At 44.6% G+C, this 24,477-nt stretch carries 26 protein-coding genes; 12 read left to right on the top strand and 14 right to left on the bottom strand.

Going from position 1 to position 24,477, the window contains the following annotated elements; translation table 11 throughout:
• Positions 1 to 2: 2 nt before the first annotated feature.
• The 7 genes from ACYVE4_RS33720 to ACYVE4_RS33750 all read left to right on the top strand — a co-directional run bounded on the left by ACYVE4_RS33720 (position 3) and on the right by ACYVE4_RS33750 (position 4,785).
• Positions 3 to 545 (top strand): DUF420 domain-containing protein, encoded by a 543-nt coding sequence (locus tag ACYVE4_RS33720; protein ID WP_461044825.1) that lies wholly within the window; start codon positions 3 to 5, stop codon positions 543 to 545.
• 13 nt (positions 546 to 558) lie between these two features.
• On the top strand, positions 559 to 840 hold the full coding sequence (locus ACYVE4_RS33725) for a hypothetical protein (protein ID WP_461044826.1): 282 nt from the start codon (positions 559 to 561) through the stop codon (positions 838 to 840).
• 52 nt (positions 841 to 892) lie between these two features.
• A complete protein-coding gene (locus ACYVE4_RS33730) occupies positions 893 to 1,162 on the top strand; it encodes a DUF983 domain-containing protein (protein ID WP_461044827.1) in 270 nt (89 codons plus the stop codon).
• Between the two features lie 269 nt (positions 1,163 to 1,431).
• Complete coding sequence (locus tag ACYVE4_RS33735; RefSeq protein WP_461044828.1) at positions 1,432 to 2,052, top strand: RNA polymerase sigma factor; 621 nt, start codon at positions 1,432 to 1,434, stop codon at positions 2,050 to 2,052.
• The gene (locus ACYVE4_RS33740; protein ID WP_461044829.1) at positions 2,021 to 2,944 is read left to right on the top strand and encodes a hypothetical protein; all 924 of its coding nucleotides are present in this window, start codon (positions 2,021 to 2,023) and stop codon (positions 2,942 to 2,944) included. The genes ACYVE4_RS33735 and ACYVE4_RS33740 overlap by 32 nt, the downstream gene beginning before the upstream one ends.
• Complete coding sequence (locus tag ACYVE4_RS33745; RefSeq protein WP_461044830.1) at positions 2,941 to 3,948, top strand: outer membrane beta-barrel protein; 1,008 nt, start codon at positions 2,941 to 2,943, stop codon at positions 3,946 to 3,948. The genes ACYVE4_RS33740 and ACYVE4_RS33745 overlap by 4 nt, the downstream gene beginning before the upstream one ends.
• A gap of 3 nt (positions 3,949 to 3,951) precedes the next feature.
• The gene (locus ACYVE4_RS33750) at positions 3,952 to 4,785 is read left to right on the top strand and encodes a Rossmann-fold NAD(P)-binding domain-containing protein (RefSeq protein ID WP_461044831.1); all 834 of its coding nucleotides are present in this window, start codon (positions 3,952 to 3,954) and stop codon (positions 4,783 to 4,785) included.
• Here the strand turns inward: ACYVE4_RS33750 and ACYVE4_RS33755 are convergent.
• Entirely contained in the window at positions 4,780 to 5,928 is a 1,149-nt protein-coding gene (locus ACYVE4_RS33755) for a glycosyltransferase family protein (protein ID WP_461044832.1), read from the bottom strand. The genes ACYVE4_RS33750 and ACYVE4_RS33755 overlap by 6 nt on opposite strands.
• A gap of 100 nt (positions 5,929 to 6,028) precedes the next feature.
• Positions 6,029 to 6,847: a UDP-2,3-diacylglucosamine diphosphatase gene (locus tag ACYVE4_RS33760; protein ID WP_461044833.1), complete on the bottom strand. Its 819-nt coding sequence runs from the start codon at positions 6,845 to 6,847 to the stop codon at positions 6,029 to 6,031.
• A gap of 112 nt (positions 6,848 to 6,959) precedes the next feature.
• Here ACYVE4_RS33760 and ACYVE4_RS33765 point away from each other — a divergent pair, with 112 nt between their 5' ends.
• Entirely contained in the window at positions 6,960 to 7,592 is a 633-nt protein-coding gene (locus tag ACYVE4_RS33765; RefSeq protein WP_461044834.1) for an acetyltransferase, read from the top strand.
• Positions 7,593 to 7,666: 74 nt separating this feature from the next.
• On the opposite strand, the gene fcl is transcribed toward ACYVE4_RS33765, so the two are convergent.
• Positions 7,667 to 8,608: a GDP-L-fucose synthase gene (gene fcl, locus ACYVE4_RS33770; protein WP_461044835.1), complete on the bottom strand. Its 942-nt coding sequence runs from the start codon at positions 8,606 to 8,608 to the stop codon at positions 7,667 to 7,669.
• 115 nt (positions 8,609 to 8,723) lie between these two features.
• Here fcl and ACYVE4_RS33775 point away from each other — a divergent pair, with 115 nt between their 5' ends.
• The gene (locus ACYVE4_RS33775) at positions 8,724 to 9,746 is read left to right on the top strand and encodes a toxin-antitoxin system YwqK family antitoxin (protein ID WP_461044836.1); all 1,023 of its coding nucleotides are present in this window, start codon (positions 8,724 to 8,726) and stop codon (positions 9,744 to 9,746) included.
• Positions 9,747 to 9,761: 15 nt separating this feature from the next.
• On the opposite strand, the gene ACYVE4_RS33780 is transcribed toward ACYVE4_RS33775, so the two are convergent.
• The 3 genes from ACYVE4_RS33780 to ACYVE4_RS33790 form a co-directional block, all read right to left on the bottom strand.
• Complete coding sequence (locus ACYVE4_RS33780) at positions 9,762 to 10,556, bottom strand: tetratricopeptide repeat protein (RefSeq protein ID WP_461044837.1); 795 nt, start codon at positions 10,554 to 10,556, stop codon at positions 9,762 to 9,764.
• 76 nt (positions 10,557 to 10,632) lie between these two features.
• Positions 10,633 to 12,060 carry a DEAD/DEAH box helicase gene (locus ACYVE4_RS33785; RefSeq protein ID WP_461044838.1) on the bottom strand — a complete coding sequence of 476 codons (1,428 nt, stop codon included), beginning with the start codon at positions 12,058 to 12,060 and terminating at the stop codon, positions 10,633 to 10,635.
• An 84-nt stretch (positions 12,061 to 12,144) separates the two neighbouring features.
• The gene (locus ACYVE4_RS33790; RefSeq protein ID WP_461044839.1) at positions 12,145 to 13,035 is read right to left on the bottom strand and encodes a fructosamine kinase family protein; all 891 of its coding nucleotides are present in this window, start codon (positions 13,033 to 13,035) and stop codon (positions 12,145 to 12,147) included.
• A gap of 54 nt (positions 13,036 to 13,089) precedes the next feature.
• Here ACYVE4_RS33790 and ACYVE4_RS33795 point away from each other — a divergent pair, with 54 nt between their 5' ends.
• A complete protein-coding gene (locus ACYVE4_RS33795; RefSeq protein WP_461044840.1) occupies positions 13,090 to 14,286 on the top strand; it encodes an anhydro-N-acetylmuramic acid kinase in 1,197 nt (398 codons plus the stop codon).
• Between the two features lie 8 nt (positions 14,287 to 14,294).
• Here ACYVE4_RS33795 and mog read toward each other — a convergent pair whose 3' ends face one another.
• From mog to ACYVE4_RS33820, 5 genes are all read right to left on the bottom strand, one after another.
• Positions 14,295 to 14,819, bottom strand: coding sequence for a molybdopterin adenylyltransferase (gene mog / locus ACYVE4_RS33800; RefSeq protein WP_461044841.1), 525 nt, complete (start codon positions 14,817 to 14,819; stop codon positions 14,295 to 14,297).
• 16 nt (positions 14,820 to 14,835) lie between these two features.
• The gene (locus ACYVE4_RS33805) at positions 14,836 to 15,033 is read right to left on the bottom strand and encodes a hypothetical protein (protein ID WP_461044842.1); all 198 of its coding nucleotides are present in this window, start codon (positions 15,031 to 15,033) and stop codon (positions 14,836 to 14,838) included.
• Between the two features lie 7 nt (positions 15,034 to 15,040).
• Complete coding sequence (locus ACYVE4_RS33810) at positions 15,041 to 15,532, bottom strand: DUF6932 family protein (RefSeq protein WP_461044843.1); 492 nt, start codon at positions 15,530 to 15,532, stop codon at positions 15,041 to 15,043.
• Positions 15,533 to 15,534: 2 nt separating this feature from the next.
• Positions 15,535 to 17,355, bottom strand: a complete 1,821-nt coding sequence (locus ACYVE4_RS33815; RefSeq protein WP_461044844.1) for a glycosyltransferase — start codon at positions 17,353 to 17,355, stop codon at positions 15,535 to 15,537.
• A gap of 90 nt (positions 17,356 to 17,445) precedes the next feature.
• Positions 17,446 to 18,441: an isoaspartyl peptidase/L-asparaginase family protein gene (locus ACYVE4_RS33820; RefSeq protein WP_461044845.1), complete on the bottom strand. Its 996-nt coding sequence runs from the start codon at positions 18,439 to 18,441 to the stop codon at positions 17,446 to 17,448.
• Between the two features lie 80 nt (positions 18,442 to 18,521).
• Between ACYVE4_RS33820 and purU the strand changes: the two genes are divergently transcribed.
• A complete protein-coding gene (purU, locus tag ACYVE4_RS33825) occupies positions 18,522 to 19,385 on the top strand; it encodes a formyltetrahydrofolate deformylase (RefSeq protein WP_461044846.1) in 864 nt (287 codons plus the stop codon).
• Between the two features lie 4 nt (positions 19,386 to 19,389).
• On the opposite strand, the gene ACYVE4_RS33830 is transcribed toward purU, so the two are convergent.
• The gene (locus ACYVE4_RS33830) at positions 19,390 to 20,133 is read right to left on the bottom strand and encodes a copper homeostasis protein CutC (RefSeq protein WP_461044847.1); all 744 of its coding nucleotides are present in this window, start codon (positions 20,131 to 20,133) and stop codon (positions 19,390 to 19,392) included.
• Positions 20,134 to 20,489: 356 nt separating this feature from the next.
• Here ACYVE4_RS33830 and ACYVE4_RS33835 point away from each other — a divergent pair, with 356 nt between their 5' ends.
• Entirely contained in the window at positions 20,490 to 21,938 is a 1,449-nt protein-coding gene (locus tag ACYVE4_RS33835; protein WP_461044848.1) for a tetratricopeptide repeat protein, read from the top strand.
• 154 nt (positions 21,939 to 22,092) lie between these two features.
• Here the strand turns inward: ACYVE4_RS33835 and ACYVE4_RS33840 are convergent, their stop codons facing one another.
• Both ACYVE4_RS33840 and ACYVE4_RS33845 read right to left on the bottom strand, forming a co-directional pair.
• On the bottom strand, positions 22,093 to 22,944 hold the full coding sequence (locus ACYVE4_RS33840) for an FkbM family methyltransferase (RefSeq protein ID WP_461044849.1): 852 nt from the start codon (positions 22,942 to 22,944) through the stop codon (positions 22,093 to 22,095).
• An 87-nt stretch (positions 22,945 to 23,031) separates the two neighbouring features.
• On the bottom strand, positions 23,032 to 24,348 hold the full coding sequence (locus tag ACYVE4_RS33845; protein ID WP_461044850.1) for a glycoside hydrolase family 2 TIM barrel-domain containing protein: 1,317 nt from the start codon (positions 24,346 to 24,348) through the stop codon (positions 23,032 to 23,034).
• Positions 24,349 to 24,477 lie beyond the last annotated feature (129 nt).

Below are 24,477 nucleotides of genomic sequence, written 5' to 3' on the forward strand. Positions count from 1 at the left end.
TTATGGAGGTTTTACAACCAGCCGAAGAGCAGAAAGCAAATCGGATTATTACAATTCTGGCATTGGCGATTCCAATTGCTGTAGCTGTATTATTAGGCATCCGCCAGAAAGTTGATCTGGGTAGCTGGACAACTTATTTGCCCCACCTTAATGGCATTATCAACTCCATTACGACTGTACTGCTGTTGATGGGTTACTATTTTATCAAGCAAAAGAATATTGTGGCCCATAAGCGAACAATGTTAATGGCTTTTGCACTCGGCTCAGTATTTCTGGTTAGCTATGTATTATATCATTTAACGAATGAATCGACACCATTTGGTGGAGAAGGCTGGATTCGTCCCGTTTATTACTTCTTGCTGATTTCGCATATAGTACTCTCCGTAGTGGTTGTCTGGTTTGTGTTGCGCGCTGTCTATTTTGCGCTCAGCGGACAGATTTTAAAGCACAAGCAAACGGTAAAATATGCGTTCCCGATCTGGCTTTACGTTAGTACTACGGGCGTAATTGTGTATCTGATGATTAAGCCATATTATCTTCATTAACCTGCGAAACATCATGAAAAGCCGTAATGTGTGGTTTGTCATCGCTTTCTTGTTGCTTAGTGTGCCTGATTTAATGGCGCAATGCGCTATGTGCCGGGGAACCGTTGAAAGCACAGTTAGTAATGGGCGAAGCGTCGTAGCTTCTGACCTGAATTTTGGTATCTTATATTTATTACTGGCTCCATACCTGATCGTCGCATCAATCGGCTATTTATGGTATCGGAACAGTAGACGAGAGTATGACCGACGTCTCGAAATTGCAGGCCGCGTTAAACGGGCTATGTCCCAGGTGTAGAAAAGGGAAAATCTTCAAATACCCCTTCTACTCGCCCAATGGCTTCGACGTAATGCATGAACACTGCCCACACTGTGGATTACGTTTTGAAATTGAGCCAGGGTATTTCGTTGGCGCAATGTATGTTAGTTACGCGATTTCAGGTGGAGTTGCTTTACTGGCAGGCTTTCTCTTATTCTATTTTGGTGGCGACCCGGAAGGCTGGATATATGCAACTATCGTTACTCCATTAATGATCGTCATAGCCCCCATTAATTTTCGAATATCACGAGTAATCTGGCTGTATTATGTTGCCGGAATCAAGTATGTGAAAGGGCTCTAAGGCCCTTTTTTAGTTTAGTATATAAGCAAAACACAAGTAAATGATTGAGTCCCTTGTCATTCTGAGGAACTAAGAAACATTAAGATTCTTCGTTCCTCAGAATGACAAAAGGCATTCTTAACTTCTCCTGGAAGCCCTAAACAGATCCATAAGGAAATACCTTACAAACAGAATCTTAAAGAAAAATTCAAAATTCTTGACGAATTATTTTAGTAGTGATGCAACCTCTTACCCATTACTTTGCATCTTCTCAACGAACCTGAACAAGTATGCTTAAACTAATACCATTTTTTATAACGGAATCGCAGTTGATAGCTGCCTTAAAGCGTGGTGAAAGCCGCGCCCATAAGGTTGTTTATGAACGGTTTTCGGGTAAAATGATGGCCGTTTGCACACGTTATTGTGCTAACCGGGATGATGCCGAAGAAGTGATGCTAGACGGGTTTATGCGAGTATTTGAAAAAATCGACCAGTTTCGGGAAGATGGCAGTTTTGAGGGGTGGATACGACGGGTTATGGTAACGGAATCGCTGATGTTTTTGCGAAAAAATAAGCAGTGGCGACAGGAAATTCCAATTGAAGAGGTAACGGTTGAACCCGATTATGCGTGGGCAGACACGGCCGTAAATGAAGCTGACTTAATGCGGATCGTGAATCAATTACCCGACGGCTATCGTACTGTATTTAACCTCTACGCTATTGAAGGATATAGTCACGCTGAAATTGCAGAATCATTGGGGATATCCGAAGGTACGTCAAAATCGCAGTTGAGTCGGGCAAGAGTATTATTACAATCCAACTTGAAAAAATTAGAACAGGAGTCAGGGCACAAGCCGTTGACAAACCAATATGGATATTATGAAAAAACAGCCAGAAAAACAGCCTATTGATGACTTATTCGCCCGCAAGTTGGGCAATATGTCATTACCGCCAAGGGGTGGAGGTTTTGAACGGTTACAGGCAAAAATGGGTCAGGGCAAGCCAGAAGCGAAGATGGTATTTTGGCGTAATCCTGAAATACAACGCTATATGGCCGCAGCGGCCTGCCTGGTATTAGTATGCCTATTTGGCTGGCTTTACTGGCCATCTGGCATGACAACAGATCAAAAAGGAGCCGAAGTAGCGGTTAATAAAAACCCTAAATCTCAACCGAAAGAATCAAATATTGATCCAGTAAAATCACCCTCAACAAAGGCAAATCCAAATACAGTAATGCCCATCGAAGCGAATGAGCCGATGATGGAAAAACAACTGGCTAAGGTTGACCAAGCACCAGCCAATTCGAGTCACCATAATCATACGTCTACCTCTTCGATTACTACTCCTGCTCCTAAGTCAATTGTTCAGCCAGCCCCTTCCGTTGATCATGAACCCGTTCTGGCACAGGTAAAACCTGAGGAAACGGCAAGTCAGAATAAATCGGAGGGTATTACACCTGTAGCACCAATTGCTCAAACGACTCCTGAGTGGGTTGCCGAGAACAAAACAACCGTTAAACCCGCCCCTGTAACTGAACGAGGTTTGGTCGTAACAATTGCTGAACCCGAATCGCTGGTAGCCGCTCAACAGGCCGCCAAATCGGCCGTAGAAGAAAAAACAGCTGTATCCGTAAATGATACTCCTGAGAAAGCAGGTAGTCTATGGCAGCGGGTAAAACGTTTTAAGCAGGGCGAGCAATTTGCAAGACATGACAATCCCGCCAATGAAGATAGGGGATTACTAAGCCGGGCATACAGCGGCTTAAAACAAAGTCTCGATAAAGATAAATCGACGAAGCAATGAGCAGACTTTTTAGTGTAGTTGCTTTGGTAACTGCCTATTTTATAACAACTATTTCGCAGGCCAGAGCACTTAGCCCTACCGATTCGCTCGTGATTCGGTTTGCAAACCGAACTCGGCTGGTTATTTATGCTCCCGATAAAGCCGGTATTCAGGCATTGTCCAACTATGATTTGAACAAAATCGTGCGGGAAATGAGCATGAAACTTGATTCTGTACCGGGCGGAGAAATAGCGGTTTCCAGTCAAAATGGCGACCGTTTTTTGAAGGATACGGTATTAGTCGTTACCAAGAAAAAAGATGGTGTGACAGTCGTTATCAGTGGTGATAAAGATTCAGGTCAAACTGAATCAAAACGCGAAAAAGACCGCGATTACGAACGGGAAAAACGCCGAAATCGGGATAGAGATCGAGGGAGCTTTGATTATAACGTGAGCGTTGGACTAAATACGTTTATCCCTCAAAACTCATCAGTAATCTATCCCGAACTACAGCCAATAGGTTCTCGTTACATCTCTTTAGCCGTAGGAGCGCTACCAACTATCATTCGAGGAAAATATGCATCTTTAAAGCTATACTACGGAGTTGAAGTTGCTTGGAACAACTTCATGTTCGAAGAGAATATTATAGCCGAAAAAGGGCCTACAACCGTGAATTTTATTGATGCAGGACGTGATTTGCAGAAAAGTAAATTAACAGTTTGTACGATTGGTATACCCGTAGTACCACGTTTAACCTTCTATAATACGAATGGACGAAAAACTTGTCATATAGGTTTAGGAGGCTATATTAATTATCGGCTCGATAGCTATCGGAAAATCAAAGAAGCAGATGGCGGTAAGGATCGTCGCCATTCCGACTTTTACCTCAATAATTTTCGGTATGGAGCCGTCGCTCACTTAGGCATCCGAAGCCTGGATTTCTTTGTAAAATACGACATGAGCCCACTCTGGATGCCCGACAAAGGCCCCGATGTCCGTACGCTTACCTTTGGTATTGGTTTTTAAAGAATGTCCGATAAAACTGTTTCTATAATTGGCTTGGGCTGGCTGGGGTTGCCACTGGCCGAACGCTTACAGGCTGAAAACGTTGCTGTAAAAGGCAGCACAACTTCTTCTGACAAAGCTGCGACTTTAAGCAAAACAGGTATTGAAGTTTACCAGCTTGAGTTAAAGCCAGAACCTGTTGGCGATCTTGCTCCTCTCTTACTGGCCGACACACTCGTTGTTAACGTACCACCTAAAGCGGGAAAACTTGGCGACGATTTCCATCCTAAGCAAATCAGCCATTTAGCCGACACCATCCGATCATCGTCTGTAAAGCACATTATTTACGTCAGTTCCACGTCTATCTACCCAGATTTAAATCGAGAAATGGTAGAAGGCGATGTAGTAGATCCTGAACAATCAGCGTCTCCCGCATTCGTTCATGCAGAACAAACTATACAATCTCTTACCTCCATGCCAAACCGCCCGGTAATTACCATTTTACGCTGTGGGGGATTGCTAGGCTACGAGCGTATTCCGGGAAAGTATGTAGCTGGACGAACGATTGACACCGGCTCATTGCCTGTTAATTACATCCATCGTGATGATGCTGTAGGCATTCTGGCAGAGTTGATTACGAAAAGGGTAGGGGGTACGTTTAATGCTATCATCCCTTTACATCCTACGCGAGAATCCGTTTACCGGAAAAACTGCGCTGATTTTGGCTTTCCATTGCCAACGTTTGTTGAGCCAGCCGAGCCGATTCCTTATAAGATTATTAGCCCGGAAAAATTGATTCGGGCAATAAAGTATACATTTCGCTATCCTGATCCACTGGAGTTTTACTACCAGTTATGATCGGAGTAGATGCCGCATACGTGTCCAGAAAAAACCACCCGATGGCCGACCGCTGGCTGGTGAAGTAGCTCGATGCAGAGCGGCCATAAACATAAAATATCCTTGTGCATGCCAGGCTCTGAAACGTTCGCTAACCTGGGGATCATGATTCGGTAAATAGGCTAATAATCGATCCAGGTTAAAGCGATCGGACGCCGTTCCAACGCCCGCCCGTTGGCCATCAATAGCGTTACAGGCCTGCTCAAAGTGATTGACTTGTGGAATTAAAAGAGAGGGCTTTCCAAGATAAGCTGCTTCGCAAACGGACTCGAAGCCCGCTGTTGTCACAATAGCTTTACAACGCGCCATAAATTCCAGAAAACGTTGACCATCAATGGCATGGAATGTTAGCGTATCGTCGATTACCTGATCCGGCATATTCGTTCCTGAGTGAAAGCCATCCATTCGAATTTCAGGATGTTGCTCGTGGGCCTTCATCAAGTCAACTTTCAGGCCGGGCTGCGTGACGTAAGCCAATAAAAAATCTCCCTCTGATGACTTTAATTCTGTTACTTCCTGACGAAGTAAAGGCGGCACAATACGTACTCGTCTACGAGGCTCATCGGGTTGTTTATCGAACGAAAGCGCTAGTAGTTCATTCGCGCCAAAACAGGTAAGCTGGGTATTGATTTTAAACGCTTGCCGGTAAAACCACTGGCCTTTGGGGCGCTGAAATTTCGAATGAAAAGCCATGTATTGGTGAGCAATACAAATCATCGGCACCGACGGACGAAATAACGCATACGTCATCCCGCCCAGCATTTCGTAAAAATTAACAACTACATCCGGTTTTTCCCGCTCAATGATGTCGCGTACTTGTTTCAAACTCTTCCAGAAAGGCAGTATGGATTGAATAGCCTTTACCGTTGTTTTAAACGGTTCAAGCGAATTCGTACCCGCATTATAGACTAAACCAGGGCTAAAAATAGGCGTAATCGGTGCTTTAAAGGCAGTACTGAAGAAGGCAGGCACATTGCGTTCGGCAGTCACACCAACTATAGCGCCAATAACTGTATGACCCGCCTGATGCAACATCTGGCCCAGCGATAAAGCCTGTGTCAAATGTCCTCGTCCTTCTCCTTGTATTAAAAATAAAACGCGCATGTAGTCTAATTACGATTTACGATGGACGAATTTTGAATTGCTATGGTCTGATTTACAGATATTTACAATTTTGTCTGTTCTGATTGGATTGGCATTTCGCCTAAACTGAGGCTGGTGTAAATTGCTCGGTAGGTTTGGTAGCTTCAGACACTGGTTCATCGTTGTCATCGGCCAGATCGGACGTGTAATAGATTAGGCTCCAATTACCGTCATGATCTTCGACCAAGGCGCTTAATGACTCAACCCAGTCCCCGGAGTTCATGTAAATGATTCCGTCTAACTCACGAATAGCGGGTTGGTGGATATGACCGCAAATGACTCCGTCGCAGTTTCGGGCGCGAGCCAATTCTGTAAGCTTTTGCTCGTAGTCGGAGATGTAACTGACGGCTTTCTTGATTCGGGATTTGATCTGCTGAGAGAGCGAGTAATAAGGCAACCCGCGCCAGGTACGATAGTGATTATAAAACTTATTGACCCAAAGCAGAAAAGTATAGCCAAGATCGCCCAGGTAGGCTAGCCATTTCATTTGTGAGGTAATCGAATCGAACACATCACCGTGCGTAACGTAGAACTTTTTAGTGCCGGAAGCTATCGTATAATCTTTACGGATCGAGAAGTTTTTTCCCACTTTCAGAGGCATCACCTGATCGAGGAAGTCGTCGTGATTACCACGCAGATAAACAACTTTCGTATTATAGTGAACGATTTGTTTTAAAACCGTTTTAAAGAAAGCAGTGTGTTTTTTCTTCCAGGTGCCGTACTGTTTCAGCTGCCAGCCGTCGATAATGTCGCCATTAAGGATTAGCTTCTGGCAAGAGTAATTTCGCAAAAACTCAGTAGCTTCCTTCGCTTTCGACCCGGCAGTACCCAGGTGAATATCGGACAGTACAATCGTGCGGAATTGCGTACGTAATTGCATGAACGAAACTACATGTCACTTGTGAAGTAGAATTTAACCCATTGTTACCAAATTGATAAGATCGTTGCTATGAAATTATATAGCTTCATATTGACTTAACAAACCACGAAAAATGGAGAATCCTGTGCTCATTTTTGGAGCAGGAAGCCTGGGCGTAACGGCCTTAGACCTGTTTCAGCGGAATAACGTGATCGTCTACGGCCTGCTAGACGATAATAAAGAATTACATGGTAAAGAATTTGGCGATGTATCGGTGCTAGGCGAAACAGATGATGACGGTTTTCTAAAACTAATTGGTCATAAATGCGAAGCCTTCGTCGCCATTGGGGATGCACGTGTGCGCAAACGCCTGGTGAAACTTCTAAATGAACGGCGGAAAGTTCAGCCCGTAAATGCAGTTCACGACACAGCTATAGTGTCTACGCTGGCAACGATTGGTCATGGTAATCTGATTGCTGCCCGAGCAGTCGTCAATCCGTATGCTGAGGTTGGTCAGCATTGTATTATTCAGTCAGGAGTCGTTATTGAAAGTCAGGCCAAACTGGGCGATTATGTTCAGGTCGGAACTGGAAGTGTTATTAATAGTGGAGTGACGATTGGCGATGGAGCTTTTATCGGAACCGGTGCAACGATAGTAGCGGGTATCACAATTGGCAAAAATGCTCGTATTGGCGCTGGCTCTGTTGTGGTAGAAGATGTTGATGCCGGAAAAACGGTATTCGGTAATCCAGCTAAAGTGCTTTAATCCAGATACCTATTAACAAATAAGGGTCTGCGGTAGCTACCGCAGACCCTTATTTGTTAATGAACAGCTATCGACTACTCAACGTATAATACTTCATTAGCTAGGAAATCCTGGTAGGTAAGCTCGATGCCTTCTTTTAGTTCGGTTTTGTGTTTCCAGCCCATTGCATGAAGCCGCGAAACATCCATCAATTTACGAGGAGTGCCATCCGGCTTATCCGTGTTCCAGCGAAGTTCTCCCTCAAAGCCAACCGTTTCCTTCACCAGTTCGGCTAATTCCTTAATCGTTACATCTTCGCCTGTTCCAATGTTGACAAATAGCTCGTCGCTATAATGCTCCATTAGGAAGAAACACGCATCAGCCAGATCATCAGCGTGCAGGAATTCGCGCATGGGTGAGCCCGTTCCCCAGATTTCGACCGTTGGCTGATTGTTGATTTTGGCCTCGTGGAATTTCCGAATTAATGCAGGGAGAACGTGCGAGCCTTGCAGGTCATAATTATCATTAGGGCCATACAGGTTTGTAGGCATAGCCGAAATAAAATTGCAGCCATACTGACTACGATAGGCTTCACACAACTTGATACCCGTGATTTTAGCAATTGCGTAAGGTTCATTCGTAGGCTCCAGAAAACCACTTAGCAGGTATTCTTCTTTGAGCGGCTGTGGAGCCATTTTTGGATAGATACACGATGAGCCAAGGAACAACAATTTCTTTACGCCTGTTGTATAGGCACTATGAATAATGTTCGATTCAATCAATAGATTATCGTACAAAAATTCGGCACGATAGATGTTGTTAGCCAGAATACCACCCACCTTTGCCGCTGCCAGAAACACGTATTCAGGACGTTCCTGATTAAAAAAATCGGCTACGGCGGCCTGGTTGCGAAGGTCTAATTCGGCTGATGTACGGGTGATCAGATTGGTATACCCTTCTTTTTGTAGTTTACGAACAAGAGCAGAGCCGACCATTCCCCGGTGGCCAGCCACATAAATACGAGATGCTTTTTCCACGATTTTTTTCAATAGATAACCACCGGAAGGTCTGGTGGACAGGTTGATAAAATATTGTAACTTAATCAATCGTTGCAAAACTAACAAACTTTAGGCTCCAATCCGTTTCATCGCCATGGTTGCGAATAGATTTACACTAAGTCTGATCGGTCTGCTCATATCGGTAGCAACTAGCTCTTCTGTATGGGCGCAAACAACTGAGTCAGGCCCTTCGTCATTAACAACAGCGTCAAAGCCAGTACTGGCTCCGTCTGGCGCTCCTGCTTCGCCGTTTGCTCCTTTTTCTTCAGTACCGTCTTCCTTGACAACGCTCGGCTTGCCAACTATGTCGTCGTTGAAAGAACAAAAAGATGCGTATATATCAGGTATTGTACCTGATTTAGGATTAAAGGTTAAGCAATTAAAAAAGATGAAAGCTGACCTGAAATCGAAAAATAAGCAGTCAAAGACGGAATACGAAGGTCTGTCGATGGTGAAGGCATATACCAAATTCGGCAGTGGCGACCGAACCATCGTAGAAGAGTTTCATATTTTGCGCGATAATGATGCTGTTAAACCGCTGCCTTACGTACGGGAAATCTTCCGGTATTATCAGAAATCAGCGCGTGTAACGAGTTCGATTGTTCGGGATGAAGGTGCAGGTTTATTACTTCATGGGCCTTACAAACGCTATCAGAACGGCGATCTGGTTGAAGAAGGGTATTATTATGCAGGTATGAAAGATGGTCGCTGGGAAAAGTACGATAGCAAATTTATGCTCATCGATAAAACCCGTTGGCATCAGGGCGTTCCAGCTGAATCGCAGTTAGTATATTATGATTCAACTCATCGGAAGATTAAAGAAATAATTCCGAAAGAGTATGGTAAAGTAAAAGGAACGTACATGGCTTTTCACGAAAATGGCTTACTCGCCGAAGAAGGCAAATACGACAACGGCGTGAAAGTGGGCCGCTGGACCGAATATTACCCCGTCAATCCGGGTGGCCGACGGATGCGCCGAAAACTTACGCAATACGCCAGCGATCAGTGGGACACTGAATTTGAATCGTATATCCTTACAGAATGGGACGAAAAAGGTAAAGTGACCTACGAGCGGGCGAAGGAAAAAGTCATTCAGGAAGACGAAACGGAAAACTAGTCGATAGCTTCGACTTTATTTAAATACCCCTTTAGGATCGGGTTGTTTGGCGAGCAGTTCGTTCAGGTAGCTTATATCGAGCGCTGAACTATCGAGTGTCCAGGCCTGGTGAAAATATTCCCAGGCTTTCGCATAGCTTGCTTTCAAAAAATAGACAACTGAAAGTTTCTGGAATGATAAGGCATTGGGATTAATCGTTACCGCTTGTTGCAGGTGACCTTCCGCATCGTTAATTATCTCCTCATTTGGCTTGGTCTGATAATGCTTAATCTCGACGGTTGCCAGGTCGGTTAGCAAAACAGTATTTTTATCATCTACTGCAACGCCTTTTTTCATCATCCGAATAGCGTCCGTAAAGCTATTCTTCTGATAACAGACGACGCCCAAGCCCCAATAGGCATCTACATTTTTATCGTTCAATAACCAGGATAAGTTGAAGCGGTGAGCCGCTGTATCCAATTGGCCTTTGCCAACGTAATCCCAACCCCGATCGGCAAAGAAATTACTAGCTTCGGTACGGCTGGCAAAATTACGATCGCACTCGTTCAGGAAATGGATTTCTTCACTAATCTGTTCGGCAGTTTTAGTGCGTTCACCAAACAGAGGCATAGTATTCACTGATCCTCCTTCCGTAGTGGTTGCAGCAGATTCGATGGTATGCGCAATTGTTTCCGAAGCATCGTGCTCCGGCTTGGCTGGCCGAACTGTATCGCCCGAACGGGCCGATGTAATGAACTGTTTAGGCTGGGCTGCCGCTAAAAAAGGCAATCCAAACAAAGTCCATTGAATCAGCTTAATGCGAACGCTCATAGAAAGCATGTACTACACGCAGGTATATGTTTCGATACAACGAAAGGGGAATCCAAGTTAGTACATTTCGGTCAAATTAACGACGCCCATTTCGCGATCCAGATCGCTTTGTGGCTCCCGCTTTATTGCCAACCGAGCTCCCGATTTTACGTTGTACTCCACTGGTACTCTGATTTTTGGAGGCCGTAGTTGGCTTTTTGCCACCAGCTGCACGAGCTTTGCCTGTTAACTTAGATTTACTACTCGGCAAATTCTTCGCTTTTTTCTCATGAAAAGCGCCTAGAAACGTAGGATCTTCTTTTCTGCGCTGCTCATCGATCTCCCGAAGCATTGCCTGCTGCTCATCAAAAGGCGTTTCAGCAACTTCTACCAAGGATGGCAATGGTTGCCGGGGAATAGTCATCCGAATGATTTTTTCAATCTTCTGAACATGATATTCCTCTGCTATTGTCAAAAACGTAATTGCTTCGCCCGTCCGATTTGCCCGACCCGTACGTCCAATGCGATGTACATAATCTTCGTAAATCAGTGGCAGATCGAAATTAATTACGTGACTTACGTTAGCTACATCAATACCCCGCGCGGCTACGTCGGTTGCCACGAGTACTTTAATAGAGCCTTCTTTAAAGGCATCCATTGCGTTAATACGCGTGTTCTGACCTTTATTGGCGTGAATAACCCGAATCTGATCGGACTCAATCACTTTACGTGCCAGAAATTTATAAATGTTCTCAGCGGTGCCTTTTGTCCGGGCGAAGATGATTACTCGTTGGAATGTATCCTTGCTGATGAGGTAATCCAGTAAATTGATTTTCGTACGAAAGTTGGGAACTTCATAAAGCACCTGATTCACCATATCGGCCGTAGATGCCTGTGGGGTTACCTCCACTTTGACTGGTGCTTCCAGAAACTCACTCGATAAACGCTCGACGCGCCCACCAAACGTAGCCGAAAACAACAGATTCTGACGCTTAGTCGGAATAACTTCCAGAATGGATCGAATCTGCGGCATAAAACCCATATCCATCATTTTGTCGGCTTCGTCGAGAACCATCGTGCGAATATCTTTCGTCACAATCTCACCCAGACGATAGAGATCCATAAATCGCCCTGGCGTGGCAACCAGCAAATCGACCCCTTTCTGTAGCGTTTCGATTTGTGTTTTAGGGCCTAATCCACCATATAAAGCCAGATGGCGCAATCCTGTATATTTCCCTAACTCACTAACCGCCTGATTAATCTGGATAACCAATTCACGCGTTGGTGCCAGAATTAGGGCTCGTGGATTCGTACCCTGCGGATACTTAATTTTCATGAGCAGTGGCAACAGATAGGCCGCCGTTTTTCCCGTCCCGGTTTGGGCAATACCCAGTACATCATGATTGCCTAAACTTAATGGGATTGTTTTCTGCTGAATCGGTGTCGGTTCAGTATAGCCAAGATCGGCCACAGCATTCAACAATTGCCGATTTAAGTCAAACTGCTCAAAAGAAGTGATTTCCATGGAAGTCGATAGTCGACAGTCAATAATCGATAATGATGGTAAAAGCTAGTTTATAGGCTTACGCGTAACTATCGACCGACGACTTTAAAACTGTTTCAATATTCGTTCTACGCCACTAACGTAACCCGAGCCAAACAGATTCACATGAACAAGTAGCGGATACAAATTATAGATGCCTATGCGGTCATTAAAACCGCTCTCAAGTGGGAAAGCTTCATCGTATGCGTCATAAAATCGCTCATCGAAGCCCGCAAAAAGTTTCGTAAAAGCGAGTTCGGCTTCCCGAAATCCGTAATAAACGGCCGGATCGATCAGTACAGGAAACCCATCTTCATTAACCAACACGTTGCCCGACCATAAATCGCCATGGAGGAACGCTGGCTGTTCATTGGGAATTAGGCCTGGGAGATGATCGCGAAGCCTCAAAAGCGCGTCGTAGGTTTGCCTGGAAATGAGTTCTTTATAAAAAGCTAATCCGGCCTGTGGCAACAGCCGATGCTCAAAAAAGAACTGATATCCATTGTCGGTCAGTGGATTAGCCTGAGGTAAGGAACCAATGTAGTTATTAAACGTCAGCCCAAATTTTGGCTGGGTATTTCGATGAAGCCCTGCCAGCGACTGACCGAGCGTTTCCCAGTAATTTTTTGGTCGTTTCCCAAAATCGACGTATTCCAGAATTAAATAGGCTTTATCGAGATGGTGACCGTGACTAACGACCTGGGGTACCTGGAAGGTGTTCGTTTCACGAAGCAGATCGAGTCCTTTGGCTTCCGTTTCGAACATATCCATTTCTAAATGCCCATCTGGCTGGTTCCATTTAACGAAGAAAACGCCCTCTGTTGAAAAAACACGGGCAGCCGTATTAATATTACCTCCCGATAAAAACTGGGTTTCCATAACATCGACCGGCTGGCCTAATGCCGCAAATAGAATGCTTTCGAAGAACGTAAATTGCTCGTTACCCCAGAAATCCATTTATTAACAGTCGTTCGTTAGGAATTAATAATTTTGCCGAATCTTCAACTCGTCATGAACTCACAAATTCAGCACCTCTATACGATTGCGCAAAAACCCGAACGCCGAATCATCGGCCTTATGTCAGGAACTTCGCTCGATGGGCTTGATGTAGCTCTTTGCCGAATCTCAGGTAGCGGTCCTGATACCAAAGTTAATCTGGAACGATTTGCTACCGTTCCGTATGATGACGCCTTGAAGGTCGATATTCGAACGATATTTGCCAAACAGTTAATTGATTTTGAACAGCTTTGTCTACTGAATCCATACATCGGACGACTACATGGTCAGCTTATTCTCAACTGTCTATACGATTGGAACATCGATCCTCAGGCTGTTGATATTGTTGCCAGTCACGGCCAAACGGTTTATCACGCGCCCAAAAGTCAGCATCGTCGGGATAAGTTCCCTAATGCGACGCTTCAGATTGGCGATGGTGATCATATAGCGGCTGTAACAGGCATCATTACCTTCAGCGATTTCCGTCAGAAGCACATTGCGCACGGTGGCGAAGGGGCGCCCTTGGCTGTGTACGGGGATTATTTTATCTTCTCACAAGCGGGCGAGAACCGGATTTTACTCAATATGGGCGGTATTGCCAATTTTACATACCTACCGTCGGATGGCAATGCTGATGCTGTGTTTACTACGGATACAGGACCTGGCAATACCCTTTTAGATGCCTACGCTCGAAAGTTCCTGAATAAGCCTTATGATGAGGATGGCCGTTTAGCCGCTCAGGGTCAAGTAAATATAGATCTACTGAAGTCACTAAAAACGAATCCATTCTTCGACGCTCCATTTCCTAAAACGACTGGGCCTGAGGTTTTTAATCCAACGTATGTAGAAGAAGCGCAAACGCGTAGCCAAACAATCGATATTTCGGGTGCCGATATGATGGCAACGCTCGTTCAATTCAGCGCCGAAACGATTGTTGATTCAATTCGGCGGGTGCTGAAGCAGGGTGAAACTTACCACGTTTATATGAGTGGTGGCGGTATGCACAATCCAGTACTAACGGCTATACTTCAAAAGCTGCTACCAACTTTTACTTTCGGGCGAACCGACGATCTGGGAATTAATGGCGATGCAAAAGAAGCCGTTCTGTTTGCCGTGTTAGCCAATGAAAGCCTGGCTGGTGGGCGTACCTCGTTTGGCGATCGACAAGGCGTTCCGAGCGTTACGATGGGAAAAGTAAGCTTTCCGGAATAGCTTTACTATCAACTTTTTGGTCGAAACACGCTCATTTTTTCTTCATCCGTTGTCAAGAACGGGCCGCCAATTAGATCGATACAGTAAGGAATAGCCGGAAAAACGACAGATAGGCATTGACCAATTGCCTTAGGCTTACCAGGTAAATTCAGAATGAGCGTCTGGTTTCGAATACCTGCCGTTTGGCGGGATAAGATGGCTGTTGGCACGTATTTCAGGCTTTCCTGCCGCATCAGTTCACCAAAACCGGGCATCATTTTCTGGCAAACCGCTTCAGTAGCCTCGGGCGTCACATCGCGTGGTGCCGGCCCCGTTCCGCCCGTTGTGACAACTAAACAGCAACCTTCTGCATCTGCCAACTCGATCATCGTTGCTTCGAGTTGATCCTGCTCGTCGGGTATGATCCGATAAACCGGCTCCCAGGGAGAGGTCAGCCATTCGGTAAGCAAACTTACAACTGCCTTACCCGGAATGTCTTCGTAAACTCCTGCACTTGCCCGGTCTGAGACGTTAATAATACCAATTTTGGTCATAAAAGAAGTTGCTCGGCTAGGCCGCAGCTAATCGTACTGTAAGATGCAATGATTGTAGAGCCGTTTCCAATTCAGCAATAAGTTCGTCGCGCTTACAAGCATATTGGCGAATCATTGATTGATTGTCTGACATACTTTGATGTAGAGCAATCATACTATTGGTTTTTTCAATTTGCTCTGATAATTCAGCAATACGAATGTATTTCTCGTCCATCACATCGTTAGTCGATATTTATGCTTATAAAACCTTTAGCGAATCGTTTTCGGTTCCGATTATAGCGAGTATGGCCAAACCAATCTTGCCAATAAGCAAAATCAGCTAAAAATAAAGTAGAGTAATTATGCTCGTTTGGGTAAGTCCAGACCGTAAAAGCATCTAAACCAGTATAGTATTGTTTCACTCTCCATTTACTAAATCGCTCATCTATTTCCTGCTCCTTGATCTGATAAGTTTCATGATCAATAAAGCTTATCAGATCAATATCATTAGGGCTGTGCGTATTTGATGTAAAACTGCCATTTATCCATTGATAGAATGGACGTTCAAGTATTCTACGTAAATCGACTGTATACCGTTTGTATTCTTCGAACAGCACATGGCGTGTAGAGGTCGAATCGAAAGAATTGACAAAAAACTGTTCGATCTCTAACTGCGATAATATTACGAGCGAATTTGCCTGAAGGTTACCTCGGATATCAAATAAAACAGACATCCTTATGGTTTCTTCCGTTTTAAAGCTAAATCGTGCGCAGTGTCGTAGTAAGATCGTAAACTGCTCCAGTCGAATACATCGGCGATACTTTCAACCAGGTTACGCTGTTTGATACGGTCGCGTTGGGCCATTTTGACGAATCGGTAGAGAACGTCAGCCAATTGATCGGCGGCTTCGTTGAACGACTGCGTTCGGCGATTGATGACGTAAATACCCCGGTTTTCGTAATCACGCATAATCTGCATGATGAAATCACCGAAACCTGACTGATCGCTCGTGACCGTTGGAATTCCCCGGACAACGCACTCCAGCGGTGTGTAGCCCCAAGGTTCATAATAACTTGGGAAAACGCCGAGGTGACAGCCCCGAACAAATTGGCTATAATCCAGACCAAAGAGTGGATTGGTTGATGCAATAAAATCGGGGTGATAAACGATTTTAACCCGGTCATATTCATTGTTGACCAGATTAGCCTGCCGAATAAAGCGGGTCATATCATCTTCCTGAACCAAATTGTGCGTGACGAAAGGCGGCAAATGCTTGGTTTTCCAGCTCTGCACAGTACGTCGAAGGCGAAGGCGCCAGTATTCGTCCACAAAATTATTTAAATCGGGTAGAGCCGTACTTTGTGTATTGGAGGCTGCCGCATGGAATAGCCGTTCTCCGACCTGTTTTTCAATGCTTTCGCACGTTTCCTGAATTTCGTCGAGTAGTGCGCGTGAATGAAGTACGTCGGGATTGATGGATGTATAAGGCTGTTTGGTTACCATAAACATCACAACTGTCATGTCCATATTGGCCTGACGCATTCGGTAATTCAATCGAGCTAATGCTTCAAGCGTGAGATCGTAGCCTTTATTGGTGAACTCAAAACGACCTGATGTGAAGAAATACAGGGTTTTTTCCAGATCGAAGGAATAGCTCTGGAAAAAGTGCCCCATCACAAACTCATGAATCTTTTGTTTGTAGCGAACGTGCAGATTCTGAAACTCGTGGACGGCGGCAAATCGAGTGACGTTCAAGCCATTGGGCAAAACAAGATCAGGATTGCGGCCCAGGAAAACTTCACACTCACGAGCCGTTACATCGCTGACCGTCGTAAAAACGTGCGATTGCAACGCGGCCAGCCGCTCAATGGTAGCCTGAGTTTCAATTCCGTAATGTTGCGCTTCTCGTTTCCAGTCGAAGAAGGGAAGTTTGCCGTAAAAACCAGCTTCGTTTTGGGCCAGATACCGGCCTAGCATCGTAGCGTGTGTCGTAAAGACAGTGGCTACTTTCACATTGTCACGACGCAAATCCGGAAGGCCAGTACTCGCCATCCATTCGTGGAAATGAGCAACAAAATCAACGCGTTTGGAATGTCCTTCGGCTAATAGCGTGATAAATTGACGTACCATTTCGCCGAAGATAATTGTCTGGTTCACCAGATCTTCAACGTTCAGCGTTGAGAGCTGATGCTTTAGCCAAAGCTGCGTTTTTATCTCATTCAGTTGATCACCACTGATACTATTCAGGTCAAAAAGAACGACCCGTGGGCGACCCGTTACGAGCCAGTATCCATATTCAACACGGTAGCCTAATTCCCGCATTTTACGGACAGTTTGCCCGATTTCAGTTTCATCAGATTCGGTAATCGGTTCAAATTCGGCGGCTGATCGTTGCGGGAAATAAGGACCTAACGCTACGTAATTGTCATCCCATTTCTCGACCATCGCTGGCACTTTCGACCGGATAACCGTATAAATTCCACCTACCTGATTACAAACCTCCCAGGCTATTTCGAGTAGGAGTTTCCGCTTCGTTGTTGAAAATACCGATTCCAATGTATTTCTGAATTTTAATAAGTTTAGTATGGGTAATTGCCGCGTTTAAGGCAGCAATTAAATACTATAAACAATAAAAGAAAAACTTGTTTATTTCAAATAGGATTTTGCATCCGTTACCTGCGTTTTTTGATTACGTGACAAGGTGTAGTTAAAGCCAGGTTGTATACTATAAGCGCCGAATTCCCCTTTTTTGTTAACTGCCAGAAAGCCAACCTGTATGTCCTTGTAATTCTGCTTCTTGATAATTCGCATAGCGGCTTCTTCACAGGCTTGTTGTGGCGTATGACCTTGCCGCATAAGTTCAACCAATAAAAATGAACCACAGGTCCGCATTACTAACTCACCAAGGCCGGTAGCGCAACCTCCACCAATTTCATTATCCACAAACAGACCCGCGCCGATAATCGGTGAATCGCCTACACGGCCGCTCATTTTGTAGGCCAGGCCGCTGGTGGTGCAGGCGCCTGATATATTTCCGCGATTGTCAATAGCAAGCATACCAATTGTATCGTGTCGTTCGATGTTGGCAATGGGCTTATACTTGGCTGTCTTTACCCATTCCCGCCATTCTTTTTCTGCTTTTGGTGTAAGCAGATTCTGTTTTTTAAACCCCTGAGCCAACGCAAAGTTTAGTGCACCTTCACCACTGAGCATGACGTGAGGAGTTTTTTCCATAACAGCCCTTGCCACAGAAATAGGGTGCATGATATGTTCCAGAAACGTAACCGAACCCGCATTTCCTTTTTCGTCCATAATACAGGCATCGAGCGTAACGTGTCCGTCTCGATCAGGTCGGCCACCGTAACCAACGCTCATGTCGTTAGGATCAGCTTCAGGCACCCGGACACCAGCCTCAACGGCATCCAGCGCCCGCCCGTTTCTATCCAGCACGGCTTGGGCCGCAGCGTTTGCCTTGGGTTGTTTCCAGGTCGAAATAACCATCGAATTGCTTTTCGGAGGAACGACATCTAACGATTCACTAGATACGTCAGTGTGGATAGCAAACTTTTTGGATTCGAATGCGAAGGAGGGAATTAGCCCAGCTAATGAGCTGAGGGTTAGAAAACGTCGTCGATTTACCATAGAGAGGGGGCTTATAGTCCAAAATAAAGGAATAAACGGTTGGCATTTGCTACTTTTAACCAATTTATTCAAAACCCTCTATGGCGTCTCCTGATAAACACGTCTTACTTATGGATGGGCCCGACAGTAAAGGCCTGATTTATCATGTAACAGGTATACTATTTCGTCACAATCTGAACATTATCCACAACGATGAATATGTGAGTCCATCCGGGCAGTTTTTCATGCGAACTGAGTTTGAAGCAGGACAGAATGCGTTCGATTCGACCGCTTTACTGCACGAATTAAAGACGACGTTACCCGATTCGTCGAACCAGCAGGCCATTACATTTCGACTAAATCCGAAGCGCAAAAAATCAATTGTGGTCTTGGTCACGAAAGAACATCATTGCCTGGGGGAATTACTGATCCGATACGCGTTTGACGAGTTAGATGCTGATATTCTGGCAGTTGTGAGTAATTACAATGTGCTACAACCGTTGGTCAGTAAGTTTGGGATTCCGTTTCACTATATCTCACACGAGGGTAAAACTCGGGAGGAACATGAACAGGCGATTTTGCGAACATTAGCAATTTATGAGCCTGAATATCTGGTGCTTGCTAAGTATATGCGAGTACTAACTCCCGATTTCGTCAACCATTTCCCGAATCGGATTATCAATATTCACCATTCGTTTTTACCCGCCTTTATTGGTGCCAATCCTTATCGACAGGCTTACGAACGGGGAGTAAAAATTATTGGCGCTACAGCTCATTTTGTCAATAATGATCTGGATGAAGGCCCCATCATTGCTCAGGATGTGAAAGAAGTCAATCACCGGCAAACGGCGGCCGATATGGCTACAGAAGGGAAAGATGTGGAGAAGATTGTATTATCGCAGGCACTAAAATTAGTGTTCAACGATCGGGTCTTTATTTCGGGCAATAGGGCGATTGTGCTATAATAGCTTATTTCTGCGCCAATGAACTTTGTTTAACTACGGCTCGAATTTTTTCTTCATTCGCTTCGATATACTCATATTCACCTGGAGTAGACGATGCCATCGAAACAGATGGTTGTCGATAAACCATATAACTATCTTCCCGCTGAGAACCGCTGAGGTGGAGCGCATTTACTCCGGCATCCAACAGCGATTGGGCATTCTGTGCATTAACCCCGGCACCAGCCATAATTTCAATCCGACCAGCAGCCTGTTCGGTCAGTTGACGAAGTATCGGTAATCCATCCGTGACTGTCTGGCGTTGTCCAGACGTAAGAATCCGAACAGCACCGGTACGAATGACTGCTTCGAGGGCTTCCAAGGGATCGCGAGTCATATCAAAAGCGCGATGAAAAGTCACTGGCAAAGGACTCGCTAAATCAACCAATTCCTTTGTTCGGACTTCGTCAACGGTGCCATCGGCTTGTAGAACACCCAGCACAACACCAGCGGCCCCGGCTGTTTTAGCCATCTGAATATCGACCCTCATAACGGCTAATTCAGATTCGGTGTATAAAAAATCTCCCCCTCTTGGCCGGATCATGACGTACAGATCAATCTGTACATGCTGACGAGCTAATTGAATCAGACCAGCGCTGGGGGTAATCCCTCCTTCAGCCATTCCTGCACATAATTCAATGCGATTCGCACCAGCTTGCTGGGCCGTCAAACAGGATGCCAATGAGTAGGCACAAACTTCAATAGTTGACATTAGAGTAACAGATACCGATAAAACAATAAAGCCGAAAATTAGGAAAAATGCCCCTGAAAAATAGCAGTCTGGCGAGAATTTTGCGGAGATTTTTTGATGTATAATTCACCTGTATATATACTGGATATCAGCTTATTAGCTACCTAAAAAGCCGACCTTCTAATCAATAAAAAAGCAGTTAATATTCCTTTCGTCTAGCTTAGTAATACAAAAGTAAGATTTGCTATACACTTGGTAACTGGATTAGTAAATATAGCAGATAAAAAGTCGCTGGATGGCATAGTTTTCGCTACTTACTTAAGGTTAAGTTTTGCCAAAATCTTTCCTCAGCACTGTTCATTATTAACCCAGTTAGCATGAAAAATTTTTCCCAGACTGTACTGCTCTTCGTTTCTTGTTCAATTACTCAATTGGCTAATGCTCAACTCACTGCCCCCGCCCAGTTGGCAGCCCCCTCGCAACTGGCGGTACCGAATCCGTCAACGTTGCCTGCTCAACCCACCGCAATGGATTATTATAATGAGGGAATTCAAAAAAGCAACGCCAAAGACTATCCCGGAGCCTTACAGGCGTTTTCAGCAGCAATCATTATGAATCCTGAGCATGCGCCCAGCTATTACCATCGGGCGTTAGCCAAGATCAATGTAAACGACATTCAGGGATCTAACCTGGATCTGGATATTGCCCTTGAACTGAATCCTGGCGATGTAAATTCGTATCTGTATCGAGGATTAAATCGGACCAAACAGGAAGATTTTCGGGGCGCTATGCAGGATTTTAATCGCGCCGTTGAACTGAGCCCAAATGATGCGCAATTGTATTACCAGCGAGGGTTATGTCGATTGCAGGTCAATTATACGAATAGCGCTCTGGCCGATTTCAACAAAGCAGCGTCGTTGGCGCCAACTGATGTCAATATCCTAACGGCCCGTGGCAACTGCAAAACCCAATTAAATGATTTTAAAGGAGCGATGGCCGATTATGGGCTGGCGATTGAAAAAGCGCCTACTAAAACGCAGGCGTTGGCCGGACGTGGATACGCTCGTTTTAAGTTGGAAGATTACAAAGGAGCCACGGCCGATTTTAACCGTGCGATTGAGTTAAGTAAAGACGAAGCCGATTTGTATTATCGACGAGGTCTGGTGAAGACCCGGTTGGGCGAGTATGAAAACGCGATAGTGGATTTTGACAAAACCGTTCAGCTAAGTCCCGATCATTATAAGGCATTATTTAGTCGTGGCTTCTGCAAAAGTCGTATAAATAGCTCAAAACAGGCCATTTCCGATATCGACAAAGCCATTGAAATGGGCAATGCGACTACGCAGAGCAAAGCTTATTACAGCGAGTTTATTACGACCAGTACCTTGCCCTTGCTGGGGACAGTGGTGCAGAATCGCTATAAAGTAACGGAATTGTCGGACGACCGTGCAGATGCCTTTTTGGTTCGGGGCATTCTGAAAAATTCTAACGGCGATGGTAAGCTGGCCTTACAGGACCTGAATCGGGCCGTTGAGTTGAATCCAACTAATGCCGAAACGTATTTTATCCGGGGCATTGTCCGGTCGTCGCTTGGTGATCAGAAAGGGGCGCAAATTGATTGCAACAGTACACTCAAGCTGAATCCGCGCCATGCCGAAGCATACTATTTACGGGGTATTATCCGATACGATGCTGGCGACGAATCAAATGCCTGTATTGATATGAGTCGGGCGGGGGAATTGGGGTATGCACAGGCTTACAAGATTATTAGCACGAAATGTAATCGTACGCCGACACAACGTCAGATGACAGCACGAGCAAAATAAGGGTTGTTGGGAGAATAGTTAAAAAGCTTGCCAGAATTTTCTCTGGCAAGCTTTTTCTTTTGTATTTTTTGTTATTCTGACGGTAGGAAGAATTTTAAAGATAATTAATAGGGAAGTTGAAGATTCTTCCTACCGTCAGAATGACAAAAATGTATTATGAATTTCTAACCAACGCGGGTGAGATTCCGTAATGTTTTTCCGATTTTGGAATAGAAACCTGATGCTCTTTCATTTTTAGTGATTGATACACATCTTCGCGGATAAATGTGCGCTTCATATTATGTGTTGAATGCACCAATACATAGCCTGCTTTTTTTAATTTTTTGCAGGTATTTTTTATACGAAGATGGAATAACTTTCCATTGGTATTATGTACTTCGTCGAATTCAACCAGAATTATTTTAACGTCTAATTTATCCTCGAGAATCGTATCGATCACTTTATATTCGGCGCCTTCGATCTCCAGTTTTACAACGTCGACTGACGTATGGCCCAGCATAGTCATCAGATTGCCTAATCGATCAACCGGAGCTTCTATATAGTCGCCGGAATCCTGGAATAAATAAAGAGAGTGCGACGCATAATCATCGCGATTTGGGGCAAAAAACTTCAATTTCCCCTTATGGTCCCATACGCCCGTCTCAACAAAGGTAATGGTATCCAACTGTTCATGATTAATTCGATACGTAAAAGGTACGGTGGGTTCAATCGTTAATGGTTTCCGATTTGCCGTGTATTCTTTCAGCTTTTCAAAATGCTTAATTCCCTCGGGCATAGGATCGAATATGAATACATTGGAATCGAATAGAACTTTTAGTTCTGTATCGAACGAAATATCTTCGCCAGCACCAACGCAATAGCAAATAGAATCGCTTGTTAGAAAATTTTTTGGCAAATGATAACCATGATAATGCGATCCTACATGGACCAGATTCGTTAATGGCTTAACGCCCTGTTGCGGATGGATACCGACCAATTTTTTGACGAGACTAGCAAGATTAAGCATGCAATACGGATAAAAAATTAAAACTTATTTGATGAATAAAAAATCAATAGTTTTAAAGTTGGATAACAAATAAATATCTATCTGAAATTATTGAGTTACTGACTCTTTAGCTCTGACTTCAAAAGCAAAATTTGCTGATGCAACATGCTTATGATTATCATACGCATACGCAAATAATCGGTAGGCGCCCGGCTTAGTCGGCAGCTTAAATGAGATTGAGGGCTGCGTCGGGTTTTCGATCAGGCCTTTTAGCGCTGGCATGGATGCTCCCGAATAATCGGCCGTAAACTGGGCCCGGCGTTTAATTTCCCAGAAATAGGTTAGTGAATCTTTCTCCGGGTCGCTACTAATCATACGGGCCTGATGAAGCACTTCACCCGACGCATACGACTGATGCGTAGATAGTTTTCCATCTATTTCTATACCTTGAATATCCGGTGCTTTGTTGGGCGATTCTTTCCCGGACCAGAGCAATTTCATGACCTCAACGAGCAGCGTTTCACGGCCTTCTTCGTCAAATACATTAAACCACGTATGCGTTTCTTCCTGCTTAAAACCCCAATAAAACAGATAGGCACCCAGGCAATTCGGAGGACGAGAACCGATATAACGATTATAGAAATTTGTTACATACTTATACTTCTCTTGGCTGGTCGGTTCGAGCGGTGTTTTCCAGGGGGCTACTGGCGTTTCCCAATACGCTTGCACACCATATTCTGAAATTAGATAGGGTTTATCCCAACCGCCTTTTTTTAGGAATTGGGGTAGTTTTTCTGTCAATCCATACGAGTTTAGCCCCAACACATCCAGAGCTGGGCAACGTTCCTGAACAAGCCATATTGCCCGCTCGCTATCGGGCGAAATCACAGTGGCAACCGGATGATCAGGGTCTAGCTCATGTACCAGCTCGGCAAGTCGATTCACTTCATCATATACCTGGAAATTACTCGCTTCCATGGCCCATTCATTGCCCACACACCACATCAACAAGGCCGGATGATTACGGTACTTGGTTACGATTTTACGGATGCGCTCGTATTGTTTGTCGACTTCGGTTTTGTTGTTATAATCGAAACCTTCCAGCTCGCGCTCTACCCAGAGGCCAAAAAATACAGTTAGCCCTAACTTTTGCGCTTCATCCAGAATAGCACTGGCGTCGAGGTCGTCCCAGATGCGAACGGAATTACCTCCGCAGTCTTTTAATTGTGTTAGATGACTTACACCCCCTGCTCCCTTGATAAAATACGGTTTCCCATACCGCAGCAACTGGTGAGATTTCCCGTCAAAATGAATGGAAGTTGGTTTGGGTTCTGTGGAAGATGAAGCATTAGATTTGGTTGTTTCAGTACAACTTGTATTGAACAGGCTAACGACTAAAAACACCAAAACGGAACAAAATCGCATTGAGACTATATGGGTTGTATCTTCTCAATGTTGACTAATCGATTAACTATTAGTCACTGTTGTACGCGTTTAACCCGTCCTTTATTTAGAATAAATATATTAAATGGTATTTTCGGCATTTCTCAGATG

The organism is Spirosoma harenae, from assembly GCF_054776975.1.